We start from the raw sequence: 18,870 nt of genomic DNA, 5'->3' as shown, positions 1-18,870 counted from the left end.
ACGGGGGGCGGGATCGGGGGCCGGCCGGGCGTGTCCGGCCCGGCGGGCGCTTGCGCGCACATCACCGGACCGGCAGCCGGATCGGCGCTGCGGGGTCCATGAACCGGACCGGAACCTCTCGCAGGAAACCCGCCCTCCTTTTCAGGAGGTGGTCGGGTACATGCGAGTGATCAAGCCGTTATTGAATGCTGCAACATCAATCCCTTGAGGGGATCCGGTGCGGTCAGCGGGGGTAGTCGAGGTTCATCTCGCGGTAGCGCTCGGGATCGTCGGCCCAGCTCTCGCGGACCTTCACGAACAGGAACAGGTGCACCCGACGTTCCAGGATCTGCTGTAGTTCCGTCCGCGCTGCGCTGCCGACATGCTTGATCGTCCGCCCGCCGGCGCCGAGCACGATCTTGCGATGGCTCTCGCGCTGGACATAGACCACCTGATCGATCCGGGCGCTGCCGTCCGGCTTCTCGGTCCAGGCTTCCGTCTCCACCGTCAGCGCATAGGGCAGTTCCTCATGCAGGCTCAGGAAGAGCTTCTCGCGGACGATCTCGGCGGCCAGGAAGCGCAGCGGCACGTCGCTCGCCTGATCTTCCGGATACATCCAGGGCCCCTTGCGGGCGATCGCGGCCAGGGCATCGGCCAGATCGTCGACGCCAGACCCGTTCTCGGCCGAAATCATGAAGATCCGGTCGAAGATGCCGAGCCCGTCCACCTCTGCCGCCAGCGGCAGAAGCTTCTCACGCGCCAGCAGGTCGACCTTGTTCAGCACCGCCCAGGCGCGGCGCCCTTCGGCCTTCAACCCGTCCACGATCAGCCGCACGTCGTCGGTGATGCCGCGCTTGGCGTCGATCATCATCAGCAGCCCGTCGCCGGCATCGCCGGCACCGCTCCAGGCGGCCTGCACCATGGCCTTTTCCAGCCGGCGCTTAGGCCGGAAGATGCCGGGGGTGTCGATGAACACCAGCTGGGCCGGCCCGTGCATCGCGATGCCGACGATGCGGCTGCGGGTGGTCTGCACCTTCGGACTGACGATCGAAACCTTGGAGCCGACCAGACGGTTCACGAGCGTCGATTTGCCCGCATTGGGCGCCCCGATGACCGCGAAGAAGCCGGTCTTCTGCTCGTCGACCGGCACCGAGGCCGGAGCCTCGGGCGGCGGCAGCATGTCGAGGCCGTCGTCTTCGTCCTCGTCGTCGTCATCCCAATCGTCGTCGAGATCGGAGGCGAGCCCGCCTTCCTGCAGGTCCTCGTCGCGGATCTCGCCTTCGGCGGGCGTCCCAGGGGTCTTGCCGGGGGTTTCAATCGTCATTTCTGGTCTCCACCGCGCCCCTCGGCGCGGCTCAGCAGGCTTTGGGCCGCGGCCTGCTCGGCAATGCGCTTGGAGGCACCGGTGGCCTCCTCGGCGCCGAGCCGTGCCACCTGGGCACGGACGCGGAAGGACGGGGCGTGATCCGGGCCTTCGCGGCCGATCACGGTGTAGACGGGCGCCTCAAGGCCCCGCGCCTGCGCCCATTCCTGGAGCGCGGTCTTCGGGTCCTTGGGCGGACGGAGGTCTTCCTCCATCAGCGGCGCCCAATAGCGTTCGACGAAGCGACGGGCGGTATCGAACCCGCCGTCGAGATACAGGGCCGCAATGACCGCTTCGCAGGCATCGGCAAGATTGGCAGGATTTCTGCGGCCACCGCTGTCGTCCTCGCCCCGCGACAGGCGCAGATAGCGGCCGAGCGACAGCATCTCGGCCACCCGCGCCAGGCTCTCGCGTCGGACCAGGGCTGCGAAACGACGGGCAAGCGCGCCTTCGCTCTCCCCCGGGAAGCGGTGATAGAGCTGGTCGGCCACCGCCAGCCCAAGCACACGGTCGCCCAGGAACTCCAGCCGCTCGTAATTCAGCCGGACCCGGCCATTGCGATCGCGACCGCCGCCATCGACGCTCGGATGGGTCAGGGCCGCTTCCAACAGCGACGGGTCGTCGAAGTCATGGCCGATCTCACGCGCGCATTCCGCAAGCGTGGTGGCCTGGCGTTGTTCATCCATGCTGTCGTCCGCGGCCGGCCTCGACCGCCGCCGCCCTCATGCCTCTGGTCTTCGTCACCCGGCTCATCCTCAACCCACGCCGTCCAGCAGGCGCGACCAGCGGATGGCCGACGGCCACTTCCACACCTGCCACCAGGCAGCGCTGTCGTCGATCGAGAAGAACAGCACTTCGGCCCGGCCGATCAGGTTCTCCTCGGGCACGAAGCCCACGGCCGACAGAACACGGCTGTCCTGGGAGTTGTCGCGATTGTCGCCCATCGCGAAATAATGCCCGGCCGGAACGGTATAGACCGGCGTGTTGTCCAGCGCGCCATAGGGTGTCTGGTCCAGCGTCTCGTAGGACGGGCCGCCCTCGGGCATCGTCTCGACATAGCGCGGGATGCGGATCTCCTGACCGCCCGGGCCCGTCTCGACAAAATCCTCGATCCGGCGCCGTTCAACGGCCGTGCCGTTGATGTGCAGGATGCCGTCGATCACCTGGATCCGGTCCCCCGGCAGACCGACGATGCGCTTGATGTAGTCGACCGAAGGATCGGTCGGCAGGCGGAAGACCGCCACATCGCCGCGCTTGACCGGGCTCGACAGGATCCGACCCTCGAAGAGCGGCAGGCTGCCCGGAAAGGAATAGCGGCTGTAGCCGTAACTGTACTTCGACACGAACAGATAGTCGCCGACCAGCAGGGTCGGCTTCATCGACCCGGACGGGATGTTGAACGGTTCGAAGGCGAAGGACCGGATCACCAGGGCGAAGAAGACGGCGATGACCACTGTCTTCACCATCTCGCCGAAACCGCCCGAGCGGTCTTCGGCTGCCCGCGGCTTGCGGTTCCGCGGATTGTCGCCGTCCGTCCGGCTCGTGTCGCGCGTCACGTTGAACTCCCGTCTTGCACCGAGATATCCGGCACGGCGCTGATGATCACGAGCGCCTGAGCATATGGATATTCGTCGGTCAGCGTCAAATCGATCTTCGGAAGGTACCCCGCCGGAACCAGTTGCGCCAGAAGGCGTTCAGCCCCGCCGGTGAGCTGCAGGGTCGGCCTGCCGCCGGGCAGGTTCACGACGCCGATATCCCGCCACGCCACGCCGCGGTCGAGCCCGGTTCCCAGCGCCTTGGCCCCCGCCTCCTTGGCGGCGTAGCGCTTGGCATAGCTGTTCGCCCGGCGCACACGTCCGTCGGAGAGGTTTCGCTCCGTCACCGTGAAGCAGCGCTGCACGAAACGCTCGCCGAAGCGGTCGAGCGTCTTCTCGATCCGCCGGACGTCGACCATATCGATCCCGGTGCCGATGATCCGCATCATAAGGTCAGTCGGCCCCGCGTGTCGCATGGCGCCGCGCCTGCCGGCGGGCGGCGTCGATCAGCCGGCGGGTATGGCGCACGGCCTCTTCGATACCGATGAACAGCGCTTCGGTGATCAGGAAACGGCCGCAGGTGATGCCCTGGATATGCGGCAGTCCGGCGATCGGCGCCAGCGTCGAATAGTCCAGGGCGTGGCCGGCCTGCAGGCCAAGGCCGATCCCGTGTGCGTGGCTCGCGGCATGGCGGATCTGCTGAAGCAGCGGTGCCCTCACTTCTTCGGCGGCCTCGCCATAGAAGGTGGTGTCGAGTTCGATACCGCGAATGCCCGAGGCGTGCACCTGATCGATGGCCTCCATCTCGGGCGCCACCAGCGCCAGCACCGGCACGCCGGCCTCGTGAAGGCCGCTCGCCACCTCGGCCATGCGCGCGACATCGGCCTCGGACTCGGGCAGCAGCATCACTGCCGCGGGGCTGAGCGAGGTGACCCAGGCGACCCGCGCCGGGTCGGGACGCATCTCCAGCGTCAGGGGCACGCGGGCACGTTCGGCGATGCGGCGCACATCATCGGCGGTGATCAGGCCACTGCCGTCATCAACACGCAGAACCACGCTGTCGGCGCCGGCCTTCACGGTCGCCTCGGCCAGCCGCGCCATGTCCGGGCGCTGGCCGTCGCCCGCCTGACGAAGCAAGGCTGCATGATTGAGCCGGAGCCCCAGGCGGAGCGGCCCGTCGCCACGCCGGCCGCCATGGGCCTGCAGGGGTGCGGACCAGGCCGCGAGCGGTCGGTTCTGGGTCACTGGCTTGCATTCCTTCTCGTGCTTTGGTGCCGGGGAGACAGGATCCGCCCGGCACCGGAAGCGGCCTCGCGCTCAGGCGAGGCCGCGGCTGCCCGGCTTGACGGCAGGCAGGGCCGCGAGTTCAGGCGGAAGATCGTTCGGGTCATAGCTCGGGACGTCGAGTCCGGTGAGCGACACGAACGGCACCCCCAGATCGACCTTGCCGGCCGACCGGTCGATCAAGGCCGAGGCGGCGACCACGCGCCCGCCGGCCGCCTCGATCGCCGCGATGCATTCCCGGCTCGACTTGCCGGTGGTCACGACGTCTTCGGCCATCAGCACCCGCCAGCCCGCCTCGATCGCGAAACCGCGGCGCAGGGTGAAGCTGCCGTCCACCCGTTCCGTGAACATGGCCGGCACGCCAAGCTGGCGGGCGACCTCATAGCCGACGATCACGCCCCCCATGGCTGGCGACACCACGCAGTCGATGCCACCGCCGGCGATGGTGCCGTCGGCCAGGCGCGCGTTGATCCGCTCCGCCAGCGCCCGGCACAGCCGCTCGCCCTGGACGGGATGCATCATGACCCGCGCGCACTGCAGATAGCGCGGGCTGCGCAGACCGGAGGACAGGATGAAATGGCCTTCGAGCAGCGCGCCGCAGGCGCGGAACACGTCCAGGACTTCTTCGGTGTCCATGGGTCGGGCGAACTCCGTGATAGGGATGCGCGGAAGCCGCGCATCGCCCGTGCGACACGCGGCCCCGAGGGGTGGGAAACCGGTGGTCAGCCGCGGGCGCGGTCGACCGAGTTGATCATCGGATCGGCCCGCAGGGCCGCGATGATATGGGTCAGATGCTTCACGTCATGCACCTCGACATCGACGATCATCTCGAAGAATTCCGAGGTGCGGTTGGTGATCTTGAGATTGGTGATATTGCCGTAATTCTTGGCGATCATCGTGGTCAAGGCCGCAAGACCACCCGGCTCGTTCGACACCATCACCGCAAGCCGCGCGGTATGCCCCGCCTCGCCGGTCGAACCCGTGTCCCAGGCGACGTCGAGCCAGCGTTCGGGCTCGTCGACATACTGCTCAAGGGTCTCGCAGTCGATGGTATGGATGGTGACACCCTTGCCGGTGGCCACGATGCCGACGATCCGGTCCCCCGGGATCGGATGGCAGCAGCCGGCATAATGCACCGCCATGCCCGGGATCAGACCGCGGATCGGAATGGCGTGGCCGTTGACACCGCTCTTGCCGCTGCGCATGCGCTTCAGCGGCACGACATTGCCGGTCTCCCCCTCATCCTTCGGCACACGGGCCTCGGGGAAGACGGTGTCGATGACCTGGCGGGCGGTGATGTCACCCTTACCCACCGCTGCGTAGAGGTCTTCCAGCGTCTTGTGGGTGAAGACCCGCAGCGCCCGGTCGAGGCCCTTCTCCGTCAGAGGCCGCTGTTCCTGACGGAAGGTCTTCTGAAGGATCGCCCGGCCCAGGCTGACATACTGCTCGCGCTCCCGCAGCCGGATGAAGCGGCGGATCCGGGATCGGGCCTTGCCGGTGACGACAAAGCGCTCCCAGGCCGGCGACGGGGTCTGCGCCTTCGAGGTGATGATCTCGATCTGATCGCCGTTCTGCAGCTGGGTGCGCAGCGGCATCATGCGGCCGTTGATCTTGGCGCCGACGCAGGTGTCGCCGATCTCGGAATGGACCGCATAGGCGAAGTCGATCGGCGTGGCACCGCGCGGCAGTGCGATCAGGTCGCCCTTGGGCGAGAAGCAGAAGACCTGGTCCTGGAACATCTCGAGCTTGGTATGCTCGAGGAATTCCTCGGGGTTCGACGCCTGCTCCAGGATGTCGAGCAGGCCGCGGATCCAGCGATACTGCCGGCCTTCGTGGCCGCCACTCTCCTGCTTGTAGAGCCAGTGGGCGGCGACGCCGTATTCGGCGACCTCGTGCATCTCGCGCGTGCGGATCTGAATCTCGATCCGCTGTCGTTCCGGTCCGATGACGGTGGTGTGCAGCGAGCGATAGCCGTTGGGCTTGGCGTTGCTGATGAAATCCTTGAACCGCCCCGGGACCATGCGATACGCGCCGTGAACGGCCCCCAGAACGGCATAACAGTCCCGGATGCTGTCGACGGTCACACGGAAGGCCATGATGTCCGACAGCTGCTCGAACACCACATTCTTGCGCTGCATCTTGCGCCAGATCGAATAGGGCCGCTTCTCGCGCCCGTAGATCTCGGCGCCGATACCGGTCTCCGCGATCACCGCCTTTAGTTCGGCGACGATCCGGGCCACAAGCTCGGACCCGTTCTCCCGCAGGAAGGACAGCCGCTTCAGGATCGAGTCCCGCGCATCGCCGTGCAATTCCTTGAAGGCCAGGTCGTCCAGCTCGTCCTTGATCGCCTGCATGCCGATGCGCTCGGCCAGCGGCGCGTAGATCTCGAGCGTTTCCAGCGCGATCCGCCGGCGCTTTTCCGGCTTGGCGATGTAGTGCAGCGTCCGCATGTTGTGCAGCCGGTCGGCCAGCTTGACCAGCAGGACGCGGATGTCGTCGGACATGGCCAGAAGCAGCTTGCGGAAGTTTTCCGCCTGCTTGGCCTGTTCCGATTGCAGTTCGATTTTGGACAGTTTGGTGACGCCGTCGACCAGCCGGGCGACTTCGCCCCCGAAGATCTGCTCGATCTCGTCAAGCGTCGCAGGCGTATCCTCGATCGTGTCGTGCAGCAATGCCGTCACGATCGACCGGCTGTCGAGCTTCAACTCGGTCAGGATGCCGGCAACTTCAAGCGGATGGAGGAAATAGGGGTCGCCCGATGCACGCTTCTGGCTGCCGTGCATCTTCATTGCGTAGACATAGGCGCGGTTCAGCGCCGTTTCGTCCACGTCCGGGTCATAGGCCTTGACCCGCTCCACCAGCTCGTATTGCCTGATCACCGAACAGCGTCACCCGCATGGCAGGACGCCACGTATTCGCACATCGCCGGCCTGGCCCGCGCGGGACCGGTCCGTCGACGGAAGCCGTGGCCCCCGTATGACCGGCCTTCCAAGCGAAACCCGTGCGCGGCCGGCCGGTCCGGCCGCTGCTGGGTTGCGACGCAGATACCCCGGACGAATCAATCGTCTTCGGGGTCGGCATCCTCGAACCGCGGGGCGCCGAAGCCATCGCCCTCGTCATCCGACACCGACAGCGAACCACCGCCCGACAGTTCGTCCTCGGCCAACTGACGGCTGGCGATCGAGGCGACCTCGCCGATGGCATCAAGGATGTCCTCGTCCGGCTCGTCGACCTCGGGAACGCGCTGATGGGTCTGCACCAGCTGCCGCGAGACGGTATCGAGATCAATGGTCTCGTCGGCAATCTCGCGCAGGGCGACGACGGGGTTCTTATCGTTGTCGCGGTCGACGGTCAGTGCCGCACCCGACGAGATCTCGCGGGCACGCTGGGCGGCCATCAGCACCAGATCGAACCGGTTGGGGACAAGACGGACGCAATCTTCGACGGTGACGCGGGCCATGGCTGGTTGCTCCGATGACTTTTAGAGTCGCTCAAAAAAGGTATGACGACGGAGAAGCGACCGCAAGGCCGTACTCCCGCGTCGGGCGCGGAACACTATGACACGACTATGCGGAAGTCAAAGCCTCGCCGCCGGAATCCGGGGCTTCCTCCATGCAGGGACGGATGATCTGCCCTGCAGGCAACGCGGCAATCAACTCTTCCACCGATCGGTCCAGGGTCGGATGACGCCAGCCCGGCGCCACATCGGCAAGCGGCAGCAGAACGAAGGCGCGTTCATGCAGCCGTGGATGCGGCAGTTCCGGGTCCGGCGCTCCGCCCCTGGTCTGAACCGGGGCGCCCGGCACGATGGGCACCGGCGCGATCCGAGGGCGACGGACCACGCCGCCATGGTCTATAATATCCAGATCCAGCGGCCGCGACTCCCAACGCTGGCGACGCACCCTGCCGAATGCCGCTTCGATCGCATGCAACCGCTCCAGGGCCTCGACCGGCTCAAGCACCGTTTCGGCATGCACGACACCGTTTACATACCACGGTCCGCCATTGTCCGGCAGCGGCGGACTCTCGTACCAGCGCGACACGCCGATCACATCGAAGCCCATCTTCCCAAGTTGCACCACCGCAGCCTGACAAGCAGCGCGCGGCATTCTACCTTCGGCATCGGGGAGATTGGCGCCAACTGCGATAAATATCGTGTCTTTACGCAATTCCATCATGATCGGACGTGTTCCGTCTTGTAATCTGGGGCCATGAGGGATTAAGTACGTCGCGCCGGCGGATGATCCGATACGCGACCCAACCGGCCTCTCCTGACGACGACCCATAGGCGAATTCTGGGGAAAGATATACTCATGCCACGGTCCATCGACAGTATTTTCCACGAAGGCGAGCGTGTTGCGCTGTTCATCGACGGTGCCAACCTTTACGGCGCCGCCCGCAGCCTCAGCTTCGACATCGACTATCGCCGGCTGCTGGATTACTTCCGGTCACGCGCTTACGTGGTGCGTGCCTTCTACTACACCGCCCTGCTGGACGAGCAGGACTACTCGCCGATCCGGCCGCTGGTCGACTGGTTGGATTATAACGGCTACACCATGGTCACCAAGCCGGCGAAGGAATTCACCGACGCCACCGGCCGACGCCGGGTCCGCGGTGACATGGATGTCGAGCTGACGGTCGATGCCATGGAAATGGCCGATCATGTGGATCACATCGTGATCTTCTCGGGCGATGGCGATTTCCGCCGTCTGGTCGAGGCGATCCAGCGCCGCGGCGTGCGCGTGACCGTGGTCGGGACCATCCGCACCCAGCCGCCGATGGTTGCCGACGAACTGCGCCGCCAGGCCGACGTCTTCCTCGACCTCAAGGATCTGGAGCCGGTGATCGCCCGCTCGCGCGCCGAGGCCGAGGCCGGCCGTCAGCGCGGTGAACGTCGCCGGAAGCTGATGGAAGACGTGCCCCTGCCCGCCTCCGAGCCGGAACCCGAGGACGAGGATCTGGAGGACGACGAGGATTACGAGGACGACGACGACTACGAGGATGATGACGACTACGAGGACGACGAGGATTACGAAGACGAGGACGAAGAGGACGAGCCGGCCCCGGCACCTGCGAAGCCCGCGCCCGCGCCGGCACCGGTGAAGCCGCGCACGCCGCCGCGTCGCAAGAGCTGATCCATCTGTGAACGCCGGCCTCTGATCCTGGACGTCGTCCCGGTCAACGATGTCACGCCACCCGCGCGGAGATCCGCCGGGTGGCGTCGTCGTTCATGGCCATCGTAACGTCGCCGCCGTCTTACTAATGGATGCCCCCATGCCGCCAGCCGTTGCCGCCCCCCTGCTTATGGTTCCGGATCCGGACTGCCCGCTCTGCCCCCGCCTCGCCGCCTGGCGGGCCGAACGGCAGGTCAGCGAACCGGATTGGCACAACGGGCCGGTGCCGGCTTTCGGCCCGCTGTCGGCACGCCTGCTGGTCGTGGGCCTGGCGCCGGGGCTGCGGGGCGCCAACCGCACGGGGCGCCCCTTCACCGGCGATTACGCCGGCGACCTGTTGTACCCCACCCTGATCGACCACGGCTTCATCCGCGGCCGGTTCGACCGCAGGCCCGATGACGGTCTGGAGCCGGTCGACTGCCGGATCACCAATGCGGTGCGCTGCGTGCCGCCCGAGAACAAGCCGACGCCTGCCGAGGCAAATACCTGCCGGCCGTTCCTGGTGTCTGAAATCGGGGCGATGACCGGGCTGCAGGTCATCCTGGCACTGGGCCGCATCGCCCATGATGCCGTGCTGCGGACCCTGGGCAGGCGGCTGGCCGATCACCCCTTCAGCCATGGCGCGATGCACGCGCTGGCACCGGCACCGTCCGGAAAAAAGGCCGCGTCTCCCGTGACACGGCCCCTGCTGCTGGCGGATAGTTTCCATTGTTCACGCTATAACGTGAACACCGGTCGGCTTACGGCCGAGATGTTCGACGCCGTCCTGGCGAAAATCCGCCGCCGCCTGCCTGCCGCGGAAGGTCTTGTTCAGGAATAGCGTTCTTCCTCGAACGGATCGGCGTAATTGTGATAGCCGCGGACCTCCCAGAAGCCCGGCTGATCGGTCTCGGAGAACTCGATCCGGCGGATCCACTTGGCACTCTTCCAGAAATAGCGCTTGGGCACGACAAGGCGCACCGGCCCGCCATGCTCGCGGGTCAGCGGCTCACCCTGCCAGGCATGGGCGAGCAGAACATCGTCATCCGCGAAGCCGTCGAGGTCGAGATTGGTGGTGTAGCCGTCATAGGAATGAAGCAGCACGAACCGCGCTTCGGGCTTGGGCTGCACCAGATCCATCAGGGCAAAGGCCGACACGCCGTCCCAGTCGTTGTCATAGCGCGACCAGGTCGTGACGCAATGAATGTCGGACCGCATCCGCACCTGCGGCAGGGCCTGAAAATCGGCCCAGCGCAAGGTGACCGGGTTCTCGACCGCACCTGCGACCGTCAGCTCCCAGTCGCCCGGCCGGATCTCGGGCTGGATCCCCAGGTCGAGAACCGGGAAGTTGGTGACGAGCCGCTGGCCGGCAGGCAGGCGTTCGGCCTCGGGCCGGGGCCCGGTGCGACCGCTCAGCCCGCGGCCTTCCGCCGCCCATTTCCGCTTGGTATCGATCAGCTTGCGACGAACCTGGCCAAGCAGGCCATCCTCGTCGCCGGTCGTGCGGTCTCCACCGGTCTTGCGGTCGTCACTGGCCATGACCTTACCCCTTCTCGCGCATCAGCCGGCCCTTCTGGCGGTCCCAGTCGCGGTCACGCTCGGTCGCGCGCTTGTCGTGCAGCTTCTTGCCCTTGGCCAGGCCCAGCTTCAGCTTGGCCATGCCCTTGTCGTTGAAATAGAGCACCAGCGGCACGATGGTAACCCCCTCCCGCTTGATCAGACCGAAGAGCCGGTTGATCTCCTTGCGGTGCAGAAGGAGTTTGCGCTTGCGGCGGGGTTCGTGATTGAAGCGGTTACCGCCGCCGTATTCGGGGATGTTGGCGTTGATCAGCCAGGCTTCGTTGCTTTCCACCGAAGCATAGCTTTCCGCGATGTTGCACTTGCCACCGCGCAGGCTCTTCACCTCGGTGCCGGTCAGCACAAGACCCGCCTCGACCGTATCCTCGATGAAATAGTCGAAGCGTGCCTTGCGATTGACGGCGACGTCGCCGTGACTGATCAAGCCGCTTTTGCGGGCCATGGGATTCCTCGGGCTTCAGGCCCCTTGGATGTCGGGCCTCGGGCGTCGCGCCGGCTCAGTTGCCGATGCGCGACGGGCCGACCGGCTCCAGGCCGGTACGGGCGATGGCGGCGTCGAGCACACGCTCGGTGCCGGGCGTCACCGGCACCAGCGGCAGACGGATCTCGGCTTCGCAGAGCCCCAGCTTCGCCGCGACATACTTCACCGGCGACGGGCTGGTCTCGGTGAACAGCGCACGATGCAGCGGCATCAGCCGCTCGTGAATCTCAAGCGCGGTCCTGGCATCGCCCGCCCGCCAGGCCGCCTGCATCTCGGCGCAGAGCCTGGGCGCGATATTGGCGGTCACCGAGATGCAGCCATGGCCGCCATTGGCCAGAAAGGCCAGCGCCGTGCCGTCCTCTCCCGACAGCTGAACGAACTCGGTGCCGATGGTCTGGCGCACCGCCAGCGGCCGAACCAGATCGGCGGTCGCATCCTTCACGCCGCGGATATTCGGCAGTTCGGCAAGCCGGGCCATGGTGTCGACGGTCATGTCGATCACAGAACGGCCAGGGATGTTGTAGATGAAGATCGGCAGCGAGGTGCTTTCGGCCACCGCCTTGAAATGGGCATAGAGGCCGGCCTGGGTCGGCTTGTTGTAATAGGGCGTCACCACCAGCAGCGCATCGGCGCCGGCCTTCTCCGCATGGATCGCCAGCTTCTGAGCTTCATGGGTGGAGTTCGAGCCGGCACCCGCGATGACCGGCACCCGGCCGGCTGCGGCCTCGATGCAGATCTCGGTGACCCGCATATGCTCGTCATGCGACAGGGTGGGCGATTCGCCGGTGGTGCCGCAGGGCACAAGGCCGTCGCTGCCTTCGCGGATCAGCCAGTCCACGAACGACGCATAGGCTTTCTCGTCGACCTTGCCGTCCTTGAACGGGGTCAGCGTGGCGACGATAGAGCCGTGGAAGCGTTCGGCGTTCATGGGGGTCCGTCCTCGAAGCGGAAGGCGTCAAGCCTGATTGGGCGGAGACTGGCCTTATGCGGGGTCAAGATCCCGGTCGATGGCGGCTCCGGCTTGTTCCGGGCGCGCGCAGCCGGGCGTTCGGGGCCGGCCGTGACCCGCGGGTTGTGACGGGTCATCGGCAGGTCCGCGCAACATAGCCCCGCCGGCAGGCTTCGACAAGGCGTGCGGCAGCCGGATCTGCCCGAATTCCTTTCAATCTGCGGCCAGGTCGGCACCCGGCCCCCGCCCTTGCCCGCCCCGGGGGCCATGATACACTGTTTCGCGGCCGGTCCGGCCCGGTGTCGTGCGATACCGCCTCCCGCAGTCAAGGCCGTCGCCCCGGCCACGAGGACAAGCTTTCCGATGCCCTCCGCTCAGCTCCGCCCCCTTCGTCATCTCGTCGCCGGCACCGCGCTGGCCCTGGCGCTCGCCGCGCCCGCCATCGCCTGGTCGGCCCAGCCCGTGGCGGCCCCGGCCGCCGCGACGGCATCACGTGCCGCGACCATCGCCCTGGTCCCGCCCGTGCGTGACATGTCGACGGTGCGGTCGGTCTTTGCGGCGGTCGATGACGGCCGCTACGACGATGCACGCGGCCTTGCCGCCGGGCTGAAGCTGCGTCCGCTGGACGATTACATCGACTGGGCAGAGCTTCAGGACAGCCGCACGCCAGCGGTCTACGACCGGCTGGAACGCTTTGCCGCCGCCCATCCCGAATGGCCGCGGGTTTCGCGGCTGATGGCCCGCGCCGAAACGGTGCTGCCCGACACCTGGACGCCGGAGCAGGTGGTCGGTTGGTTCGGCACCGACAAGCCGCGCACCGCAGAAGGGGCGGTGCGGCTGATCGATGCGCTGCGGCGGCTGGGTCGCGATGCCGAGGCCGGCCAGGTCGCCCGGGATGTCTGGGACCGGATGGTGATGAGCCAACGCCAGCAGAGCGCCCTGCTCGTCTCCGCCGCCGGGCTTCTGGGCCCCGCCGATCACCGCCGGCGGCTGGACATCATGCTCTGGCGCGGCCAGGAAGGCGCCGCCCGGATGGTGATGCCGCTGGTCGACGCCGATGCCCGGGCGCTTGCCGAGGCACGCCTGGCGCTGAATGCCGGCAGCCGCAAGGCGGATGCGCTGATCGCGGCCCTGCCGCCCGCACTGCGCGCGGATCCGGGCCTGACCTTCTCTCAGGCGCGCGCGGCGCGTCGGGCCGAAGACCTGGATCATGCCGCAGCCCTGATCACGGCGGCAACCAAGGCGGGGGCCGTCGATCTGGCTCCCGATGACTGGTGGCGCGAGCGCCATATCGTGACCCGGATGCTGCTGGAGCGCGGCGATGTCGCCAAGGCCTATGACCTGGTTGCCTCGCATGAGCAATCCGATCCCTCGGGCTTCTCCGAAGCCGAATGGCTGGCGGGTTGGATCGCGCTCCGCTTCCTCGACCGCCCGGATGCGGCGCTGCGGCACTTCATCGCCATGTACGAACGGGTCAGCCGGCCGATCAGCCGGGCACGCGCCGCCTATTGGGCCGGGCGCGCCGCGGGCGCGCTGGGCGATGCCCAGGCCGCTCAGGACTGGCTGATGGAAGCGGCGCGCGACCGCACCACCTTTTACGGCCAGCTGGCCGCCGAGCGCATCGATCTGCCGACCACGCTCGCAAGCTTTGCCGCCCCCAACGAGGCGCGGGCGCCGGAAGAGGCCTTCGCCGCCATCACCGGCCGGCCGCTGGCGGTGATGGTGGCGCTGATCGCCCGCACCGACGACAGCCGGCTGCTGTCGACCTTCGCCTATGCCCTGGCCGACAGCCTGGCCAAGCCCGACGAGCAGCACGCCTATATCGAGGCGGTGCGCGCCCTGGGCCGCCCGGATCTGGCGCTGCGCTTCGCCAAGCGCTTTGCCGAAATCGACGATCGTCTGGCGGTGGAACTGCGCTATCCGGCCGTTGGAGACGATGCCGGCGTCACGCCCGGTGTCGGCCGCGATCCGCGCCCCGATGATCCGGTCGATTTCGCCCTGGTCCATGCCATCGCCCGCCAGGAGAGCGAATTCAATCCGGAAGCCGTCAGCCCGGCGGGCGCAATCGGGCTGATGCAGCTGATGCCGGGCACCGCCCGCACCACCGCCGGCAAGATTGCGGTGGCCTATCAGCCCGAGCGACTGACCGACCCGCTCTACAACATGACCCTGGGCCGCGCCTATCTGGGCCAGATGATCGATCGCTTCAACGGCAATCTGGTATTGGCGGTTGCGGCCTATAACGCCGGCCCCGCCAAGGTCGACGAATGGATCGCCCGCTTCGGCGACCCTCGCGATCCCTCCATCGACGTCATCGACTGGATCGAAAAGATTTCGTATGGCGAGACCCGCAACTATGTGCAGCGGGTGATGGAAGCGCTGACGGTCTATCGCCACCGCCTGGGGCGGCCGGATCCGGGCCTCGTGCCGACACTGGCTCTCGGCACGGCCGCCGGCACCTTCGATGCCGCCATGCTCGATCGCAGCCGCCTGCGGGAGTGACGGACAGACCAGACTTCGCCTATCCGGCATATTGACGGCCGGGTTCCGGAACGCCAGATCCCTGGCACGTCATTTGTTGGAGGGGTAAGAGACGGCATGTCCACCATGGCTGAACCGCTGACAGGCATCCGCGCCTGTCTGTTCGACGTCTACGGGACGCTGTTCGACGTCCATGCCCCGGTCAGCTCGCGGCTGATCCGCGTCGGGGATCCGGCAGTGGAGCGCGCGCTCAGCGATACCTGGCGTCGCAAGCAGCTGGAATACACCTGGCTGCGCACGGTGATGGGAGAGCATGTCGATTTCTGGACCATCACCGGCCAGGCGCTGGACTATGCAATGGCCTCGGTCGGGCTGAATGACAAGGTTCTGCGCGCGAAGCTGATGGAGGCCTATCTGGCCCTGCCGCCCTTCCCCGACACCCGTCCGGTGATCGAGGCGCTTTCAGCCGCCGGCATGCCGCTCGGCATTCTGTCCAACGGCACGCCGGTGATGCTGTCGGCGGTGCTGGCCACCGCCGGCCTTACCGGCCATTTCTCTCAGGTGCTGTCGGTGGAAAGCGTCGGCGCCTTCAAGCCGGCGCGAGAGGTCTATGCCCTCGGCCCCGAGGCGCTGGGCATGGCGCCCCACGAGATCGCCTTCGTCTCGAGCAATGGCTGGGACATCGCCGGTGCCGCCCATTTCGGCTACAGCGCGGTCTGGATCAACCGCGGCGACCTGCCGGCCGACGGCCTGCCGGGTGCGCCCAAGGCGGTGCTGGGCGGCCTGTCGCAGCTGCCGGCCCTGCTTGGCAAGGCCTGAAGGCCGCATATATCCGCACACGACGAAAACGCCGGCAGGGGCCTGCCCTGCCGGCGTTTTCACGTCTGCACCGGGGTGCCGCGGCACCCCGGCTGACCCTGCACGGATCAGATATAGTAGGCCTGGATCGGCGGAAAGCCGTTGAAGCCCGTCGTGGCATAAGTGGTCGTATAGGCGCCGCAGGACAGGAAGGTGATCTTGTCCCCCACCTGCAGGGCATGCGGCAGCTCGTAGCCCGCCTTCTCGTACAGCACGTCGACGCTGTCGCAGGTGGGGCCTGCCAGGATCACCCGGCCGGTCTCGCTGCCGTCGCGTTCGGTGCGCAGGCGGTACTTGATCGCCTCGTCCATGGTCTCGGCCAGACCATTGAACTTGCCGACATCCAGATAGACCCAGCGCACCGGGTCGTCGAAGCTCTTTTCGGCGATCAGGATCACCTCGGCTTCCAGCACGCCAGCGTCACCGACCAGGCCGCGGCCCGGCTCGATGATCATCTCGGGCAGCTGATTGCCGAAATGACGGGTCATCGCCTGCGAGATCGCCAGCGCATAGGCGGCCATCGGGGCCACCTCGTCCTGGTAGCGCGCCGGCAGGCCACCGCCCAGGTTCACCATGCGCGCCGACACGCCCCGCTCCCCCAGGTCGCGGAAGATCGCCGCTGCCTGGCTGATGGCCCGATCCCACTGCTCGGGGTCGGTCTGCTGCGAGCCGACATGGAACGAGATGCCATAGGCATCCAGCCCCGCCGAAGCGGCGTCGGTCAGCAGCTCCAGCGCCATCTCGGGCGCACAGCCGAACTTCTTCGACAGCGGCCAGTCGGCGGCCTGGCAATCGACCAGGATCCGGCAGAACACCTTCGACCCGGGGGCCGAGCGGGCGATCTTCTGCAGTTCGCAGGCACTGTCGAAGGCGAACAGGCGCACACCCAACTGATAGGCGCGGGCGATGTCCCGTTCCTTCTTGATCGTGTTCCCGAAGGAAATCCGATCCGGGCTCGCACCGGCGGCGAGCACCATCTCGATTTCCTGCAAGCTGGCGGTATCGAAGCACGAGCCGAGCTCGACCAGCATGGACAGGATTTCAGGAGCCGGGTTCGCCTTCACGGCGTAAAACACCCGCACGAGCGGCATCTGCTCGCTGATCTCCCGATACTTCTCGGCGATCACGTCGAGATCGACAACCACACAAGGATTGCTGTCGTATTCTCGTCGGCCGGCGAGAAAGCGCTCGATCTTCGGAGTCATCATTGGCTGATCCCCTACAAACCGGCGGCGGCCCGGCATGGACCGGGACGCTCAGGTTGTTCCCATTCCGCTGCCGTCGTCCCTGGTCACGTAGCGGACGGGCGCCATGTCGGCCCGTCATTTCGGGGGGGTACGTCGGTGGAGGCGGTTTATACGGGCAACCCACGGGCAGGAAAAGAGAAAAATGGGATTTTTCTGCAGAAAAATTCGGGACCCCGAATGCCCCCTGAACGGCCGATTCAGGACCCCGCCCCCACGTCCGATGCAAGCTACGGAAATCACCCCAACGCGCTATTTTGGCCCTCCAGGGGGCGCATGCGGAATTGGCCCCCCTCGGGGCAAAACCAAAGGCCTCGCCAGCAGCCGTTCAGCGGCGCCCAGAAATATGACAGTCCCCGTGGCGGAAGCTCATGTCTTCGCGGTCGCACCGTCGTCGCGCAGAGGCACCAGCTCCTCCAGCCGTCCGCGATCGGGGCCGCAGGCCCGGCAATGACAGCGGGCGACGGGTCGGCGCGGCCGGCGGACGAAGGCGTGCTCGCGCCCACAGGAGACGCAGCGCCAGATCACCCGCGCCTGGGCCGAGGCGGAAAGATAGTCGATCCGGTGCGTGGTTGCGGGCACTTCGCCGATCGCCAGCATCACCGCGCGCCAGCGCGCATCATGGCCGCAGGACCGGCCATGCTCCAGATCGGCGATCAGATGGGCGCATTCGTGGAGAAAGGTCTGGTCGCGGTCGGTCTCGTGCCCCGGCTTCAGCAGATCGGGATGCAGCATGATCAGCCGCCGTCCCGGCCAGGCACTGCCGGCGCGGGTACGCATCCGGCGGCCGATGGTGACCTCGGCCCCAAGGCAGGCTGCAAGCCCCCGCACCGCCTTCCCGGCACCATTCAGCCGTCCCAGCAGCCGCCAGCGGGTGGCCAGCGCCGCGACCGTGCCCAGCGTCTTCAGCCGATGATCCAGCGGATGATTGGGCACCGGCCCCGTGACGGCGTCGACGGGATCGGCTGCGGGCGGGGCGGGATCAAAAGGAAGCGACGTCATCCGGGCTCGACGAAGATTGCGGCCGGGTGCCAGACTGGGCCCGGCCGGGCCGCTTGGCAAGCCCCGGCGCATATCTCCCGCCCTCGATGCCGTTGCCACGGAGCCGCCCTGCCCCATGCCCCGCCTTGCCGCCAATCTCGACTTTCTGTTCACCGATCGCCCGCTGGAGGCACGCTTCGATGCGGCTGCGGCCTGCGGTTTCTCGGGCATCGAAATGCTGTTTGCCGACCGCCTGCCCGCCCCGACGCTCAGGGCCGCGCTCGACGCCGCCGGGCTCGAGGCCGCCCTGATCAACATCGCCGTCGACGACTGGGCGGCGGGTGGTCGCGGCTGTGCGGCCCTGCCCGGGCACGAGGATCGCTTTCGCCGGGCGCTGATCGAAAGCGTGGAGCGTGCCGTTGCCGTAGGTGCCCGACGCCTGCATGTCCTGGCCGGCATCCCGGAAACCGGCGCCGATCTCGCATACGCGCGCGCGAGCTATAAGCGCAACCTGCACGAGGCCGCCGAGACCGCCGCCGCAGCCGGCATCGTCGCCACGATCGAGGCGATCAATCCGCGCGACATGCCCGGCTATTTTCTGGCCGACCCGGACGAGGCGGCCGCCATCGTGCGCGAGATCAACCATCCGTCACTGAAGCTCCAGTTCGACCTCTATCACACCCAGATCACCCGCGGTGACCTGACCCGGCGCCTGGACGCCCAGCTGCCGCTGATCGGCCATGTCCAGATCGCAGGCGTGCCCGACCGTGCAGAGCCCGATCAGGGAGAGATCGCCCCGGCACATCTGCTCGACCGGCTCGACACACTCGGTTATGACGGATGGGTGGGGCTTGAATACCGGCCCCGCGGCCGGACGGAGGACGGCCTGGGCTGGGCCGCCCCCTGGGGTATCCGCGGGCCCGGCTGATCTCCCGTCGATCGACGCCCCCTCAGAATGCGAAACGGCGCCAGACCGTCACCCTT

At 67.2% G+C, this 18,870-nt stretch carries 18 protein-coding genes and 1 pseudogene; 5 read left to right on the top strand and 14 right to left on the bottom strand.

The annotated features are described in order from the left end of the window. Positions 1 to 223 precede the first annotated feature (223 nt). From era to folK, 9 genes are all read right to left on the bottom strand, one after another. Entirely contained in the window at positions 224 to 1,303 is a 1,080-nt protein-coding gene (gene era / locus TMO_RS08030; RefSeq protein WP_014745114.1) for a GTPase Era, read from the bottom strand. Beyond that, entirely contained in the window at positions 1,300 to 2,028 is a 729-nt protein-coding gene (rnc, locus tag TMO_RS08025) for a ribonuclease III (protein WP_014745113.1), read from the bottom strand. The genes era and rnc overlap by 4 nt, the downstream gene beginning before the upstream one ends. 69 nt (positions 2,029 to 2,097) lie before the next feature. Beyond that, positions 2,098 to 2,898 (bottom strand): signal peptidase I, encoded by an 801-nt coding sequence (gene lepB, locus TMO_RS08020; protein WP_014745112.1) that lies wholly within the window; start codon positions 2,896 to 2,898, stop codon positions 2,098 to 2,100. Beyond that, positions 2,895 to 3,326, bottom strand: coding sequence for a holo-ACP synthase (gene acpS, locus TMO_RS08015; RefSeq protein WP_014745111.1), 432 nt, complete (start codon positions 3,324 to 3,326; stop codon positions 2,895 to 2,897). Before acpS ends, lepB begins: the two co-directional genes overlap by 4 nt. A gap of 4 nt (positions 3,327 to 3,330) precedes the next feature. Next, positions 3,331 to 4,122, bottom strand: a complete 792-nt coding sequence (locus TMO_RS08010) for a pyridoxine 5'-phosphate synthase (RefSeq protein WP_014745110.1) — start codon at positions 4,120 to 4,122, stop codon at positions 3,331 to 3,333. A 72-nt stretch (positions 4,123 to 4,194) separates the two neighbouring features. After that, a complete protein-coding gene (gene pyrE / locus TMO_RS08005) occupies positions 4,195 to 4,797 on the bottom strand; it encodes an orotate phosphoribosyltransferase (protein WP_014745109.1) in 603 nt (200 codons plus the stop codon). Positions 4,798 to 4,883: 86 nt separating this feature from the next. Further along, positions 4,884 to 7,040, bottom strand: coding sequence for a RelA/SpoT family protein (locus TMO_RS08000; RefSeq protein ID WP_014745108.1), 2,157 nt, complete (start codon positions 7,038 to 7,040; stop codon positions 4,884 to 4,886). A gap of 179 nt (positions 7,041 to 7,219) precedes the next feature. Continuing rightward, positions 7,220 to 7,621, bottom strand: a complete 402-nt coding sequence (gene rpoZ, locus TMO_RS07995; RefSeq protein ID WP_014745107.1) for a DNA-directed RNA polymerase subunit omega — start codon at positions 7,619 to 7,621, stop codon at positions 7,220 to 7,222. 106 nt (positions 7,622 to 7,727) lie between these two features. Continuing rightward, positions 7,728 to 8,339, bottom strand: coding sequence for a 2-amino-4-hydroxy-6-hydroxymethyldihydropteridine diphosphokinase (gene folK, locus TMO_RS07990; RefSeq protein ID WP_228382281.1), 612 nt, complete (start codon positions 8,337 to 8,339; stop codon positions 7,728 to 7,730). A gap of 135 nt (positions 8,340 to 8,474) precedes the next feature. On the opposite strand from folK, the pseudogene TMO_RS32100 reads away from it, so the two are divergent. Both TMO_RS32100 and TMO_RS07980 read left to right on the top strand, forming a co-directional pair. Continuing rightward, positions 8,475 to 9,014: pseudogene (locus TMO_RS32100) on the top strand (NYN domain-containing protein); the annotation flags it as partial. Positions 9,015 to 9,435: 421 nt separating this feature from the next. Then, positions 9,436 to 10,155 (top strand): uracil-DNA glycosylase, encoded by a 720-nt coding sequence (locus tag TMO_RS07980; RefSeq protein ID WP_014745104.1) that lies wholly within the window; start codon positions 9,436 to 9,438, stop codon positions 10,153 to 10,155. On the opposite strand, the gene TMO_RS07975 is transcribed toward TMO_RS07980, so the two are convergent. The 3 genes from TMO_RS07975 to dapA are packed head-to-tail and all read right to left on the bottom strand — an operon-like array spanning position 10,146 to position 12,301. Next, positions 10,146 to 10,853 (bottom strand): sulfite oxidase-like oxidoreductase, encoded by a 708-nt coding sequence (locus TMO_RS07975; RefSeq protein WP_014745103.1) that lies wholly within the window; start codon positions 10,851 to 10,853, stop codon positions 10,146 to 10,148. The two genes, TMO_RS07980 and TMO_RS07975, sit on opposite strands and share 10 nt — an antisense overlap. A 4-nt stretch (positions 10,854 to 10,857) precedes the next feature. Then, complete coding sequence (gene smpB / locus TMO_RS07970; RefSeq protein WP_014745102.1) at positions 10,858 to 11,334, bottom strand: SsrA-binding protein SmpB; 477 nt, start codon at positions 11,332 to 11,334, stop codon at positions 10,858 to 10,860. A gap of 55 nt (positions 11,335 to 11,389) precedes the next feature. Next, positions 11,390 to 12,301 carry a 4-hydroxy-tetrahydrodipicolinate synthase gene (dapA, locus tag TMO_RS07965; protein WP_014745101.1) on the bottom strand — a complete coding sequence of 304 codons (912 nt, stop codon included), beginning with the start codon at positions 12,299 to 12,301 and terminating at the stop codon, positions 11,390 to 11,392. Positions 12,302 to 12,685: 384 nt separating this feature from the next. Between dapA and TMO_RS07960 the strand changes: the two genes are divergently transcribed. Further along, complete coding sequence (locus tag TMO_RS07960; RefSeq protein ID WP_014745100.1) at positions 12,686 to 14,824, top strand: lytic transglycosylase domain-containing protein; 2,139 nt, start codon at positions 12,686 to 12,688, stop codon at positions 14,822 to 14,824. Between the two features lie 96 nt (positions 14,825 to 14,920). Beyond that, on the top strand, positions 14,921 to 15,622 hold the full coding sequence (locus tag TMO_RS07955) for a haloacid dehalogenase type II (RefSeq protein ID WP_014745099.1): 702 nt from the start codon (positions 14,921 to 14,923) through the stop codon (positions 15,620 to 15,622). A 107-nt stretch (positions 15,623 to 15,729) separates the two neighbouring features. On the opposite strand, the gene TMO_RS07950 is transcribed toward TMO_RS07955, so the two are convergent. Together TMO_RS07950 and TMO_RS07945 are read right to left on the bottom strand one after the other, a co-directional pair. Beyond that, positions 15,730 to 16,866 carry a type III PLP-dependent enzyme gene (locus tag TMO_RS07950; RefSeq protein WP_041605705.1) on the bottom strand — a complete coding sequence of 379 codons (1,137 nt, stop codon included), beginning with the start codon at positions 16,864 to 16,866 and terminating at the stop codon, positions 15,730 to 15,732. Positions 16,867 to 17,274: 408 nt separating this feature from the next. Next, entirely contained in the window at positions 17,275 to 17,907 is a 633-nt protein-coding gene (locus TMO_RS07945; protein WP_014745097.1) for a SprT-like domain-containing protein, read from the bottom strand. A gap of 115 nt (positions 17,908 to 18,022) precedes the next feature. Here TMO_RS07945 and TMO_RS07940 point away from each other — a divergent pair, with 115 nt between their 5' ends. Further along, positions 18,023 to 18,814, top strand: a complete 792-nt coding sequence (locus tag TMO_RS07940) for a hydroxypyruvate isomerase family protein (protein WP_014745096.1) — start codon at positions 18,023 to 18,025, stop codon at positions 18,812 to 18,814. Positions 18,815 to 18,870 lie beyond the last annotated feature (56 nt).

This window comes from Tistrella mobilis KA081020-065, assembly GCF_000264455.2.
Lineage (GTDB): Bacteria > Pseudomonadota > Alphaproteobacteria > Tistrellales > Tistrellaceae > Tistrella > Tistrella mobilis.
This window is presented reverse-complemented; position numbering and strand designations above follow the sequence as displayed.